Origin of the sequence: Collinsella aerofaciens, from assembly GCF_040910325.1 — a bacterium.
GTDB lineage: Bacteria > Actinomycetota > Coriobacteriia > Coriobacteriales > Coriobacteriaceae > Collinsella > Collinsella aerofaciens_BL.
On the sequence record NZ_JBDGAV010000015.1, the window covers coordinates 14,064 to 27,503 of the forward strand.

Annotated in this window: 12 protein-coding genes; 3 read left to right on the top strand and 9 right to left on the bottom strand. The window is 60.4% G+C overall.

Going from position 1 to position 13,440, the window contains the following annotated elements; genetic code table 11:
- Nucleotides 1-23: 23 nt before the first annotated feature.
- Nucleotides 24-1,289 carry a N5-glutamine methyltransferase family protein gene (locus tag AB5Z25_RS07220; protein WP_368135168.1) on the bottom strand — a complete coding sequence of 422 codons (1,266 nt, stop codon included), beginning with the start codon at nt 1,287-1,289 and terminating at the stop codon, nt 24-26.
- A 36-nt stretch (nt 1,290-1,325) separates the two neighbouring features.
- Here AB5Z25_RS07220 and AB5Z25_RS07225 point away from each other — a divergent pair, with 36 nt between their 5' ends.
- Complete coding sequence (locus AB5Z25_RS07225) at nt 1,326-1,499, top strand: hypothetical protein (RefSeq protein WP_368135169.1); 174 nt, start codon at nt 1,326-1,328, stop codon at nt 1,497-1,499.
- 438 nt (nt 1,500-1,937) lie between these two features.
- On the opposite strand, the gene prfA is transcribed toward AB5Z25_RS07225, so the two are convergent.
- The 7 genes from prfA to AB5Z25_RS07260 form a co-directional block, all read right to left on the bottom strand.
- Complete coding sequence (gene prfA / locus AB5Z25_RS07230; protein ID WP_055252487.1) at nt 1,938-3,005, bottom strand: peptide chain release factor 1; 1,068 nt, start codon at nt 3,003-3,005, stop codon at nt 1,938-1,940.
- A gap of 228 nt (nt 3,006-3,233) precedes the next feature.
- Entirely contained in the window at nt 3,234-4,649 is a 1,416-nt protein-coding gene (locus AB5Z25_RS07235; protein WP_368135170.1) for a M20/M25/M40 family metallo-hydrolase, read from the bottom strand.
- Between the two features lie 72 nt (nt 4,650-4,721).
- Nucleotides 4,722-5,507, bottom strand: a complete 786-nt coding sequence (locus AB5Z25_RS07240; RefSeq protein WP_118099385.1) for an amino acid ABC transporter ATP-binding protein — start codon at nt 5,505-5,507, stop codon at nt 4,722-4,724.
- 22 nt (nt 5,508-5,529) lie between these two features.
- Entirely contained in the window at nt 5,530-6,678 is a 1,149-nt protein-coding gene (locus AB5Z25_RS07245) for an amino acid ABC transporter permease (protein ID WP_368135171.1), read from the bottom strand.
- 9 nt (nt 6,679-6,687) lie between these two features.
- On the bottom strand, nt 6,688-7,614 hold the full coding sequence (locus tag AB5Z25_RS07250) for a transporter substrate-binding domain-containing protein (protein ID WP_368135172.1): 927 nt from the start codon (nt 7,612-7,614) through the stop codon (nt 6,688-6,690).
- 263 nt (nt 7,615-7,877) lie between these two features.
- Nucleotides 7,878-8,771: an aldose 1-epimerase family protein gene (locus AB5Z25_RS07255; RefSeq protein ID WP_035138780.1), complete on the bottom strand. Its 894-nt coding sequence runs from the start codon at nt 8,769-8,771 to the stop codon at nt 7,878-7,880.
- Nucleotides 8,772-8,884: 113 nt separating this feature from the next.
- Nucleotides 8,885-9,754 (bottom strand): hypothetical protein, encoded by an 870-nt coding sequence (locus AB5Z25_RS07260; protein ID WP_035138779.1) that lies wholly within the window; start codon nt 9,752-9,754, stop codon nt 8,885-8,887.
- A 252-nt stretch (nt 9,755-10,006) separates the two neighbouring features.
- Here AB5Z25_RS07260 and AB5Z25_RS07265 point away from each other — a divergent pair, with 252 nt between their 5' ends.
- Nucleotides 10,007-11,257: an MFS transporter gene (locus AB5Z25_RS07265; protein WP_368135173.1), complete on the top strand. Its 1,251-nt coding sequence runs from the start codon at nt 10,007-10,009 to the stop codon at nt 11,255-11,257.
- A gap of 45 nt (nt 11,258-11,302) precedes the next feature.
- Nucleotides 11,303-11,749 (top strand): low molecular weight protein-tyrosine-phosphatase, encoded by a 447-nt coding sequence (locus AB5Z25_RS07270; RefSeq protein WP_368135174.1) that lies wholly within the window; start codon nt 11,303-11,305, stop codon nt 11,747-11,749.
- A gap of 186 nt (nt 11,750-11,935) precedes the next feature.
- On the opposite strand, the gene AB5Z25_RS07275 is transcribed toward AB5Z25_RS07270, so the two are convergent.
- On the bottom strand, nt 11,936-13,297 hold the full coding sequence (locus tag AB5Z25_RS07275; RefSeq protein ID WP_368135175.1) for an ATP-binding protein: 1,362 nt from the start codon (nt 13,295-13,297) through the stop codon (nt 11,936-11,938).
- Between the last annotated feature and the right edge of the window lie 143 nt (nt 13,298-13,440).

A 13,440-nucleotide genomic window follows, 5' to 3' on the forward strand; every position in this document is an offset into this window, starting at 1 on the left:
GCGCAAATGTCTATTTATTCAGCTTAAATACGCTGTTTGGGCTCGGTGACGATGGCTCGAACGATGCGGGGACGATCGGTGAGGTCGTGGACGATACGCACGTCCGAAAGGCCTGCCTGGCGACAGAGCTCGGCCGCGGCATCGAGGGCGCCCTCGTAGAGCTCGCAGGCAAACAGGCCGCCGGCGCGCAGCATGTAAGGCGCCGCATTGAGCAGGCGGCGGAAGATGTCCAGGCCGTCGGCACCGCCCTCGAGCGCCAAGTCGGGCTCAAAGTCCTTGACCTCGTGCGGCAGCGAGCGCATGACGCCGGTCGGGATGTAGGGCGGGTTGGAAACGAGCACGTCGAAGGTGCCCCACTCTTCGCGGGGAATGGAGCTCACCAGGTTGGTGAGACTAAAGGCAACCTCATCTGCCGTGAGGCCGAGCGCGTCGCGGTTTTTGGTGGCCAGATCGATGGCGCGCGGCTCGATATCGGTGGCGGTGCAGGTAACGTGGCCGCGGCGCTCCCAGGCAAGGGAGAGCGAGATGCAACCCGTGCCGCAGCCGACCTCGAGAACGCGGGCGATACGGGGCTCGGCTGGGGCAGGCGCAGCGGCATCCTGAGCCGAAGCCGTCTCCTGGCCGGCACCCTCGATGGCGATGCCGTATTCGTCGAGCTCGGGCTCGGGGGTTTCCATGGCCTCTGCTTCTGCCGCTTCGGCTTCTGCTGCCTGCGCGGCGGCTTCCTCGGCCTCGCGGTCGGCCAGTTCCTCGGCATAGGCACGGCTGCCCAGTACATCGCCGCCTAGCGCCGCCTCATCGGCAGCCGTCAGGTTAGCGGCACGGCGCTCGGCGGTCGCCCGTTCGTCTGCCAGCGCGGCCTCGGCCTTGCGTGCCTCCTCGACCTCATCGTTCCAAGGCAGCTCAACACGCTGACGGGCAGCAGCCTCGGGGCTCAGCACCTTGGCATCCAGATAATTGAGGACTTCCTCGACGAGCATCTCGGTCTCGGGGCGCGGAATGAGCACACCGGGGGCGCACGCGACGTCGATCATGCGAAACTGCGTGCTGCCCGTGATGTATTGCAGCGGCTCGCCCTTAGCGCGGCGGACAACGGCCGCATGCATGGTCTCGAGCTGGGCCGCGTTAAGCGTCTCGTCCATACGCATATATAGGTCAATGCGCGCCAGGCCCGTGGCGGCGCACAGCAGCCACTCGGCAGAAAGACGGGGGTGCTCCTCGCCGCGCTCGGCCAGGTACTCCTTGGTCCACTCGAGACAACGCTTGATGGTCCAGATCTCGTTTGCCATGGGGCCCTCCCCTCTTAAGCGCCGGACGGCGCGCGAATGTCGGAGCAGATTGTACGCGAGGCCAGCGCATGGCAAGGGGCGATTGAAGGCGATTATCGAGAATCAGCCCAGAATTTTGCTTGGAACCTGCCTAAAATGTTCATTCGTCGACGTCTAAATCTGCATTCGTCAAGCTTTTGGCAAGGTTGCCCAAAACTGACCAATATCTAACCAAGAACTTGCCACATCGCTTGACGCACGACCCATCAAAAATCGCCCCGCGACTTCTTGGACGATTTTTTGAGCATTATTTTGGTAATCGACCGACGCTTTAAGCAGGTAAATGGCCCATAGGCTACCAAGTCAGCCCAAATAAACCAACATAGCAATTTCCCAAAATGATCCGTAGGGGACGGAGGAAAACGGATCACTGGCACCGCATCGATGCAGAATGATCCGTTTTCCTCCGTCCCCAAGGGATCATTCAAGTGCCAACCAAGATAACGCCGATGTCTTGACAATGCCAGCGAGCGGGTCGCATTTGAGACAAGGTGACGTGAAACGAAAGGGCGCTGACCTTCTGGTCGCGCCCTTGAAGTTGAACGTCAGATTGTCCAAATGCGGCCCGCGCAGCGTCGGCTGGTCCGCCGTTCGGTAGAACGGCGGAACCTACACAGCCTGTGCCAGCTTCTCGGCTCGCTCGGCGGCGGCGAGCGCCTCGATGACGGTGCCGAGCTGATCGCCCAGAAGGACGCCGTTGTAGGTGGAGTTGAAACCGATGCGGTGATCGGTCACGCGGTCCTGGGGCTGGTTGTAGGTACGGATCTTCTCGGAACGGTTGCCGTGGCCGATCTGGCTCTGGCGCTCGGCACCGAGCTCGGCCTGCTGCTTCTCGAGTTCCATCTCGTACAGACGGGCGCGCAGCATCTGCATGCAGACCTCGCGGTTCTGGATCTGGGAACGCTGCTCCTGCGACTGCACCACGGTGTTGGTGGGCAGGTGGGTGATGCGCACGGCGGAGTAGGTGGTGTTAACGCACTGACCGCCAGGGCCGGAGGCGCAGTAGGTGTCGATGCGCAGGTCGGACTGGTTGATCTGGACGTCGATCTCCTCGGCCTCGGGAAGTACGGCGACGGTAGCCGTGGAGGTCTGAATGCGGCCCTGGGACTCAGTCTTGGGAACGCGCTGGACGCGGTGCACGCCGGACTCGAACTTCATGACGGAGTAGACGCGGTCGCCCTCGACCTTGAACTCGATGGACTTAAAGCCACCGGCCTCGCTGGGGCTGGAATCGAGCACGGTAGTCTTCCAGCCGCGCGACTCGCAAAAGCGCTGGTACATCTTGTACAGATCGCCGGCGAAGATGGCCGCCTCGTCGCCACCGGCGGCGGAGCGGATCTCGACGATGGTGTTCTTGTCGTCGTTGGGGTCGCTCGGGATGAGCATGTACTTGATGTCTTCCTCGAGCTGGGGAAGCTTGGCCTCGTTTTCGGAGATGTCCATCTGGAGCATCTCCTTCTCATCGGCATCGGTGGTATCGTGCAGCATTTCCTTGGCAGCCTCGATGTCATCGAGCGCGCCGATGTACTCGCGCGAGGCGGCAATGAGGTCGGACTGGTGCGCGTACTCCTTGTTGAGACGCGTGAACTCCTTGATATCGGAGGCGACAGCCGGGTCGGAAAGCTTCTTCTCGAGCTCCTCGTAGGCCTTGATGATCTTTTCGAGCTTGTCGCGCATGACGGACTCCTTTATATGCGTGAAGGCGAAAATCGGCAGAATTGATGGGGCGCGGGGCGCCGCTGCGGGGGTAAGTCCAGCTAGAGCATGTCGATCTTCAGATACATGCGCATCCCTTCGCGTATGGGGTACATAGTTGCGGTCTAACCCATATATGATAGCGTGCGCAGGCAAACCTGCATATAACCCGCACGGAATCCGACAAAGGGACAGTCCCTTTGTCGGATTCTAAAGCGTATGGAGTAGGGCGATGAGGAAGCGAACACCCTGGAGGTAGGCGCGGCGGGTGATGCGCTCGTTGGTGCCGTGGACGCCTCGGTCGCACTCGTCATCATCGACCACAAAGGCCGAGAAGCGAATGCACTCAGGGCAAATGTGCTGGTAGTTGGCAGCGTCGGTCGCACCGATCACGGTCGAGGGCACAATTGCCACTGGCTCGAATGATCCGTTTTCCTCCATCCCCTTTGGATCACGGAAATAGCGGACGGCGATGGAGCGAACCGCCTCGAGACCGGGACCACCGATGCGCGGGGACGGCGAGGGTTCGGAGCTGCCGGGGCCCAGCTCCACTTTGACACGACCGGCAAGGTCCGCCCCGGCAACCGCCTCACGGCAGCGCGCCACAACGTCGGCCACGCTCGTGCCCTCGAGCATGCGGAAGTTAATGTTGGCCCACATATCCTGCGGCATTACGTTGGCGCCGGTGCTGCCACCCTCGATCTGCGTGGGCGCGCAGGTGGTCGTCACCAGCGGATAGAGCTTTTTGCTGGCGAGGCAATCGCGGACAATGGCATCCCCGTTGGCGGCAATTTCATCGGCCGTGTAGAGCCCCAACTCGACGAGTTGGGCGGCAAGCAAGTCGGTCACGCGCGTCGGCCACTCGATATCGCAGATTGCGGTGATGGCACGGCTGAGCACCTCGAGTGAAGTGCCCCCGTAGGGGTTGGAGGAATGCCCGCCCTCGCTACGCGTCCTCAACACGATATCGGCGTAGCCCTTCTCCGCGAGATCGGCATGCATAAGCCAGCCCTCGCCCGCGCCGTACTCGGCAGCCGGAACGATGCGGTAGTCGCCCTCGTCGATCAGGTACTCAAGCTCAATGCCGCGCTCTTCGAGCACGCGGCCGATGGCACCCGCACCGAACTGCGTGGTTTCCTCGTCCTGGCCAAAAGCCAGCAGCAGGGTGCGCTCGTGCTCCCAGCCGTGTGCGAGCGCATACTCAACCGCCTCGAGAATGCCTGCGACCTGGTCTTTCATATCGATGGCGCCGCGACCCCAAATGTAGGTGTCGTCCACATGTCCGCTAAAGGGGACATGCGTCCAGTCAGCCTCGGTGCCGGGTACCACGGGAACCACGTCCATGTGGCCCATGAGCATGACGGGTTTGAGGGCAGGGTCGGAACCGCTAAGCGTCACCAATAGCGAATGGTCGATAAGCTCGACCTTACCCGCCGTAAATACGTGCGGCCAAGCCTGCTGCATATACGCGCGCAGGTCGTCGAACGGCTGCCAGTTCACCGCCTCGGCATCCATACTCGAGATGGTCGGAAACGACAGCACGCGGCCCAGGCGCTCGCACGCACCAGCCTCGTCCAGATCGGCAAAATCATCCTCATGCGCAAAAAAGCGCCAAACCTCGGCCATGACATCCTTTCGATTGTGACGACAAGGGCCGCCCCACCGGAGCGGCCCTGCCACATAAGCGTTTGCGGTCGGTTATTTGTCCTCGAGATAACGCGAGAGGAACTCGCGCGTGCGCTGATGTTTGGGGTTGCCGAAGAGCTCGGCCGGCGCGGCATCCTCGAGCACCACGCCCTTGTCCATAAAGACCACGCGGTCGGACACCGTGCGGGCAAAGGCCATCTCGTGCGTGACGACGACCATGGTCATGCCGTCGGCAGCGAGCTTGCGCATGACCTCGAGCACCTCGCCCACGATCTCGGGGTCGAGTGCGGAGGTCGGCTCGTCGAACAGCATGATCTGCGGATTCATGCATAGGGCACGAGCGATGGCCACGCGCTGCTTTTGACCGCCGGACAGGCGACCCACGGCGGCGTGCGCGAACTTCTCGAGCCCCACACTCGTCAAATGCTCCATCGCGACCTTCTCGGCCTCGGCCTTGCTCATTTTTTTGAGCGTGACGGGCGCAAGCGTGCAGTTGTCGAGCACATCCATGTTGTTGAACAGGTTAAAGCCCTGGAACACCATGCCGATGTCCTCACGCAGCTTGTTAATGTTGCAGCGCTCGGCCGTGAGGTCCTGGCCGTGGAACCAGATGTGGCCCGCGTCCGGGGTCTCGAGCAGATTGAGGCAGCGCAGGAAGGTCGACTTGCCCGAGCCCGAGGCGCCGATAATGGTGACGACCTCGCCGGGGTTAACGGACAGGTCGATGCCCTTGAGTACCTCGAGCGAGCCGAAGCTCTTGCGCAGGCCCTCGACGCGGATGAGCGGCTCATTGGTCTGTGCGGCGGCCGCAACGCCGGTAGTGGCGGTATCTGCCATGATGATTCTCCTCGTCTTAAGCCTAGTTAGAGCTGGGCAGCGTGGCCGGAGCCTCGGCACCGAGCTTTTTGCCAAAGGCTTCGAGCAGGCGGCTCGCCACGAGCGTCAGGATCAGGTAGACCACGAGCGCCACGCAGTAGACCTCCATCTGGCGGTAGTACACGCCGGCGACCGTGGTAGTAGCGTACATAAGGTCGAACACGCCGATGACCGAGAGCACCGACGAATCCTTGATGTTGATGATGAGCTCGTTGGTGAGCGCCGGAATCGCATTTTTAATGCCCTGGGGGAACACGACTTTGCGCATGGCCTGCCACTGCGACAGGCCCAGCGATCGCGCCGCCTCGGCTTGGCCGGAATCGATGGACTCGATGCCGCCGCGCAGGACCTCCATCATGTAGGCGGTGGAGTTGAGCGAGATGGTGACGAGGCCGGCGGTGAAGGTGCTCCAGATCTGGTTGGCCTGGGCGGTCTCGAAGCCCATGCCGCGCAAAACGGTGAAGCCCGCGTAATAGATGAGCAGGCCCTGGACCATCATGGGCGTGCCGCGCACGATGGTGGAGTAGACGGTCGCAAAGCCGCGGCCGATACTCTTAACGAAGCGCACCAGGTCGTTATCCACGCGGTCGAACGTCTGAATGCGTAGGAACACGAAGAGCAGCGCCAGGAAGAATGCGATGACGGTGCCGAAGGTGGCAAGCGCGATGGTGATCTCGATACCGCGAATGAAGAAGTCCCCGCTCTTGTAGGTCATGTAGACCAGGCTCGACAAAAAGTCGCTGGGGTTGGAATCCGAGACAATGCTCACCTGCACCAGGTCGATAAACGACATGACGCAGCGGTCAATAAAGAAAACTGCCGCGATGGCGACCATGACGTAGCTGCCCAGGCGTGCGCCACGACGGCAGCGCTCGGATGCGAACGGCGACTTTTCGCGATAGTCGTTCCAGTGCATGAGCTTGGTGACCAGCGCCGCCGCCGACACGACGAGCCAGGCCCAAAGGATTGCCCAGAGGCAGTCTTGGAAGATACCGGTGGGGGCCAAGAAGCTCAGCGGCGTGGGGTTGCGTTGGCTAAACGCCAGGCCGAGCGCCGCGATAACACTCGTGCCCAGGTATACATAACGGTGGTCGGCCTTGATAAAGGAGGCCAGGCGATTAATGGTTTTCATGCTGCCTCCCTATGCCGGCTGACGGTCGAGGCACGCGTCCCACATTTGGTCGCGCTCCTCTTGGCTAATGCCCTTGAGTGTCTTGTCGATGAGCTTAAGCAGCTTGTCCGAGCCCTTGCGGCAACCGACATTTGCCGTGACCTCCTGCTTAAAGCCCTCGCCCTCGGCAAACTGGATGGGGACGATACCGGGATTTTGGGCCATATAGCCCTTCTCATTCTCGGTGTTGTAAGTCACGGCGTCGCAGGTGCCCTGCAGCAGATTCGAAAACACCGTGGGAACCGAGTCGACCGGGTTTTTGTGGACAACGCCCGGGATCTCGTCGATGACGGTATCGAGCATGGTGTCCTTTTGCCCGAGCACCGTAGCGCCGCTAAAGTCGCTGAGCTTGGTCGCGTTTTGGTAGGGGGAACCCTCTTTTACGAACAGGCCAAAGTAGCCAATGAAGTACGGATCGGAAAAGCCGACGGACTCCTCGCGCTCGGGCGTGGCGCTCATGCCGGCAATGATGAGGTCGATCTGGCCGTTGTTGAGCGAATCGATAAGACCCGAGAAGCTCTGTTTGACGGCAACGGGCTCGCCGCCGAGGGCCTTGCAGACGATCTTGGCGATCTGCACGTCGTAACCATCGGCATAGGCGCCCTGCACGTTGTCGATGGGGATGGTGTACTCGCTGGCTTCGGAGACCTGCCAGTTGTACGGGGCGTAGGCCGCCTCCATGCCAATGCGGATCTTGTCCTTGCCGATCACGGAATCGGACAGGTCGTCGCGACCGCCGCCCGTCGTGGGCCGAACCACCTTGAGCGTTGACGGGCGCTGACAGCCGGCAAGCGCGCCGGCGACGACGGAAGCGCTCGCAGCGAGAGCGCTACCCAAAAAGATGCGACGGCTGCATACCGGCTGTGGATGCGCGTCGCGTTGATGGGGAGAATGCATAATCTGCCTTCCCTGTTGAATCGTATGCTGACGACTTAACAGGATATACGCCAGCAACTAGCAGCGCAGCACAAGCTCGAAAAATTAATAGACACGCGGTAGTCATTGGGGACGCCGATGTTTTGGCAATGCCGGCGAGCGACGTCCAGAGCGAACAAGTGGCATGAAAAAGGCAAGGCATGACCAGAAGGTCTATGCCTTGCCTTTTGAATGACAACTTGTCGCTCTGGACGACGCGCAGCATCGACCGAGCGGCGGAACCTCTAGAGCAAGGTAACGCTAAAACTGCGCTTGTCCGTCTCGCCCGGGGCCAGGGTGATGGTGTTGACCTTGTGCTCAAAGACATCGTCCTCGGTGTCCATGGTGGTGTGACCGGTCCAGGGCTCGAGCGCCACAAACGGAGCGTCGTTGGCGGCAGACCACACGCCAATGTACTTAAAGCCCTCAAAGTCGATCTTGACGCCGTGACCCGACTTGCGGCCGCGCAGCGTGAGCGTGGAGCCCGGGGTATCGGTGAACATGATGGCGTCGTTATCGAAGCTGCGGTGCGTGATGGGCAGCACGTCCGAGTTATCGGGAGCCTTGTAGCTGCCCTCGAACGTCATAAGACCGTCGGGCGTGATGATGGGAGCCTCGTTAGTCCAAGCCTCGGTAAACGCCAGCTCGTAATCCTCGAATGCCTCGTCCTCGGCACCGGGAGCCGGTACGTTAAACGCAGGGTGGCCGCCCACCGAGAACGGCAGGTCCACGTCGCCGGTATTGGTGACGGCAAAGGTCTGCGTGAGGATGGCGTCGCCGGTCAGGGCATAGGTCATGTTGAGCTTAAAGTGGAACGGAAAGGCCTTGAGCGACTCGGACGTGTCGGTGATCTCGTACGTTACCGAGGAGCCGTCCTCCGAAACCTCGACCAGCTTGTGCTCGACGATGCGCGCGAGTCCGTGGCGCGGCATCTCGCAGGTGCCGGCCGCAGACGTTGCCGTGTTGTTGCGCAGCGAACCCACAATGGGGAACAGGATGGGCGCATGCTTGCCCCAAAAGGCGGGGTCGCCCTGCCACAGATACTCGTTGCCGTTGAGAGCAAGGCTCGTGAGCTGGGCGCCCATGGAATCGATGGCCGCGGTGAGGCCGCCGCGCTTGATGGTAGTGACGGTAGACATGCTACTTCCTCCAAAAGTAAACAATAGTGTCGAGGGCTATTGTCCCACTCTTGGCGGCGGGACGGGACGGCAGGCGATTATTGAGTAGCCATAGCGGAATGAGCGGCGAGCGCCTACTGGGTATCTACGTAAAGGTCAAACCCGCCCTGTGGCGTGGTGTCGACCGTATCGGGCGCCTGCGAGTTAAAGCTCACGGGAACCATGCGCTTTGAGGCACGGAAGCGCGTGCCGTCGGTGGCGACGGGCGGTTCATCGACGGTGAGCTCGTAGTCGCCGGGCTTAAGTTCGATGCCGTCACCAGCGGAATTGACGTATTGATACTCGTCAATCGTCTGCCCTTTGAGCGTGCGCCCCACGATATGGATGAGCATTTGGCTGTCGCCGCGCGCGGTGTCCCACGTCGCGCCGTCCTTGACCTCGACCGACACATGTACCGAGCGCGTGCGGCCGAGCGATTGCTCGACAGACATCTCGACCCTGGCGGCGTCTTTTCGCTGCTGCTCGACATGGCTCCAGACGTTTCCAATTACCGAGCATGCGATAACGCCGGCCATGAAGGCGATAAGGATGGGGCCAAGCGGAGAGCGACGTCCTGCATCTTCCTCGCGAGACAGATTGGGGCGACGTGTGGGTGCGGGCGCCTGAGCGCCCTGCGAGGGCACGTCGAGAATACTGAAGGATGCCGTGCTGTCGGGATCGATGGTGTGACGCGGCTGCGGGGTCTTTGCCGGCGAGATCGACATGTCGGCTGGCTCGCCGAGCGTGGCCGTAGCGTCGGCCTTGGCCTCGTCTGCCTCGGCCTGGGCCCAAGCTTGTTCGAAGGTCAGGGGCTCGACGGGATCGAGGGCGGCGTCCGAGTCGGCGGCGACGTCGTTGCCGGTCTCGTCCTCGTCGCTCGACACGCCACGCGGCGTAGGCTCGTCCCACCCCTCGTCCGGAGTCTCACCCTCGCTATACCACCATTCAAAGTTATCGATATCCATACGGGGCGCCCCTTAGGCCTCGCAAATAAACACTCGCTAGTTTTATACCCCCAGACGACACCGAAGCTCACCCGCGCCGGACACAAAAACCGTCACAACATTCGACGCTTTTCCTCGATTTCGAGATTTTCGCCGAATGTTGTGACGGTTTGGGCGACTGGCCGGCAGCGCAATGCGACAAAGGGACTGTCTCTTTGTCACATTCTGTTAGAGTTGCAGGGATTGAATCCCGCTTATTAATGCGACATTGGAGTGACAACCTTGACCGCCGCAACCACGCCAAAAAGTAAGTCAACCGCCGCCGCGCTCTCCCCCGCGCGCACCAATCTTTGCCTGGCGCTGCTCGTGCTGTTGGGATTCTCGCTCGGCTGCTCCGAGTTCGTGGTCATCGGCATCGAAAGCGACCTAGCGACGGAACTCGGCGTATCGCTTGCCACCGCAGGCCAACTTATTAGCGTGTTCGCACTGATCTACGCTATCTCGACGCCGGTGCTCGCGCTCAGTACGGGGCGTTTTCGCCGCTACCAGCTGCTCGTGTGCTACAGCATCGTCTTTGTGCTCGGCAACCTGGTCATGGCGTTGGCGCCCAACTTCCAGGTGCTGTTCATCTCGCGCATCATCCTGGGCTCCGTCTCGGGCGCACTGCTCGCCGTGGGCGTGACGTACATCCCCGAGCTTCTGTCTCCGCAGCAAACTTCGCTTGCCATCTCGGTGGTATATGGTGCGTTTTCCGTGGCAATGGTCTTTGTCACTTCGATCGGCAAGTTTGTGGCCGACACGCTCGATTGGCACGTGGCCATGTACGGCACGCTGGCCTTTGCCGTTCTGATCTGCGGAGCGCTCGTGGCGTTTATGCCGCGCGCTGGGCAAACCGACGAGCCCGCCACTTTTCGCGAGCAGGCGGGTCTGCTACGCGAGCCGAGCATCATCACCGGCATGCTCATCTTTTTGTTTGGCGTGGGGTCGGTCTACGTTTTCTATGGCTACGTGACGCCTTATCTTGAGCAGGTGCTGGGCATGGGCACGGTCGAAGCCAGTACCACGCTCATGGCCTACGGCGTGTTCTGCCTGATCTCGAACATCCTGGGCGGATGGATCGATGCGCGCTTTGGCATGAAGGCGCTGCTTGTGACGTTCGTGCTGCAGGCTGCGGCGTTACTCGGGCTGTTTGCTGTGGGCGGCACCATGCCGCTCGCGCTGGCCTTTGTCTTTAGCTTGGCGCTGCTCATGTACTTGTTCTCGGTGTCGTGCATCACGCACTTCATGGACGTGGCACGCAGCCGCCATCCCAAGTCGATGGTACTCGCAAGTTCGGTTGAGCCCATGGCGTTTAACGTCGGCATCTCGTTTGGCACCGCAGTGGGCGGCGCCGTGGTAAGCAGCATTGGCATTGCGCACGTAGGCGCAGTGGGTGCCGCGTTCTCGCTTGTGGCCTGGGTGCTTACGCTGGTGACGATTAAATTGGCTCACTGGGAGCGCAGGCGGGCAAGGGCGCAGGCGTAGATGCGATACTCGAGCTCGATGATGGCGATCGAAAGGAAACCGCATATGCAACGTGTACTGTTTATCTGCCATGGGAACATCTGTCGCTCGACGATGGCTGAGTCCGTGTTTACCGAGCTAGTGCGGCGCGCCGGGCGCGCGGGCGAGTTTGTCATTGATTCCGCTGCGACCTCGACCGAGGAGATCGGCAACCCGCCACACCACGGCACCATTGCCAAGCTACGCGAGGTCGGGATTCCCGTCGTCGCACATCGCGCACGTCAGGTGCGTCGCGCGGAGTATGGCGACTGGGACCACATTGTCTATATGGACGACGAGAACGCCCGCGCCCTGTACCGAATTTTTGGGAAGGACCCCGATGGCAAGATCTCGCGCCTGCTCGATTGGACCGATCGCCCCGGCGACGTGGCCGACCCCTGGTACACCGGCAATTTCGACGCCACCTACCGCGATGTACTCGCCGGTTGCACCGCCATGCTCGAGCAGCTGTAGGCGCTCGGGCGGCGCGGGCACACGGGCCACGCCATCGGCATAAAACGAGCGTGGATTTTCTCCCACTTTGAGCGTTCGAGTGCGCTCTAAACGGGAGAAAATCCACGCTCGTTATCTCGGTGGGAGAAAATCCACGCTCATGAATGTGACAAAGGGACTACCCCTTTGCCACATCCGGGACTGGCCCTAGACCGGCTTGACCTCCAGCTTTATCCCCTCGGCGCAGGAGTCGCCCAAAACATCCGAAAGGGCCCAGGTCGCATATAGCGGCAAATAGAGAACCGCTCCGTTGCGCTCAACGTTGCCTCTCGAGAAAACAATCCCGAGCCTTACGCCATATTCAGCCGTATCAAGCACATGACCGAGCGCAGCGTGCGCGTGGTAATAGGAGCCCGATTTAACCTCGATCGGAACAGCCGTCCCATCCGGTCCATCGACCACAAAGTCCACTTCACCGCGCTTTTTTGTCTGATAGTAGTAAAGCTGGCGATTTTGGGCAGCCAGCTGCTGGGCCACCACGTTTTCGTAAATGCCGCCCAGATTGGGCTCCTTGCTATCAAGATACGCCGCTTGGGCGACTCCGACGGGGTAGCGCGCCATCAACATGCCCGTATCCGATTGATATAGCTTGAACTGCGATGGCCGTGCCGTCTTGAGCAAGGGCGATTTTGGCTCGGTTACGATATCGGCTTTGAGAGCAACGCCGGCATCGACAAGCCATACAAAATCTCGCTGATACTTCTCGTAGTGAGCCTTGGGGTCAATGGAATTGAGCACGAAGCGCTTGCTTTCGCCCTCGAGCATAATAGGGAGCTGATCGTAAATGCTCTGCACCTGAAGGGCTCGCCCGCTTGCATACTTGGAGATATCCCGCCGGTACTGTTCGTTGAGCTCTGACTGTAGCTGACGAACAGAGGCAAGGTCGCCCTGCGTGTCAAGGAAACGTTGCACGACCTCCGGCATTCCGCCGACAACGGTATAGGTCCTGAAGTTTGCCATCATCGCGTCATGAATGTAATCAGGAATGGGCCTCTCGCTGATACACGCGTCACGTATCGTTTGGCGAGCCCCCTCGCTCACCCCGATTGCCCAGCAAAACTCCTCAAAATCGAGCGGGAACATCCTAAGCTCGTGGACATACCCCACGGGATAGGACCTGACGCCCTTGAACTGGGTCCCGAGCATTGACCCCGAAAACGCCCAGCGGCACCTCCCGTCCTCTACAAGGAACTTTGCCATCGTCATGATGTCGGGGGCCTCTTGGACCTCATCGATAAACACGAGCGTTTTGCCTGGTGCAATCGACTTTCCCGAAAGAAGCGTCACCCTGCTGATGAAATCATCGGCATTCCGCGCCTCGAGAAGAGCATCTTTTGCCTGGCGATTTTCCATGAGATTGAGCTCGATGTAGGTTGCATGGCTGGCTTTGCCAAATGCGCGAATCGAATAGCTTTTGCCGATCTGGCGAGAACCCGTGATGAATAAGGCCTTTTGCTCGGCAGACTTCAGCCAACGCTCCAGCTCTGCCGCTATTTTCCTGCGCAGCATAGGCTCTCCCCTCAGTGTCATCAAATGAAATGCAAAGTTTTATGCGCTTAATTATCGATGAAATGTAGGATTTTTAGAACCTAAAATCGGATGAAATGCAGAGATTTAGGATTATAAGCAAAAAGAAGGGGCAGCCCCGGCGA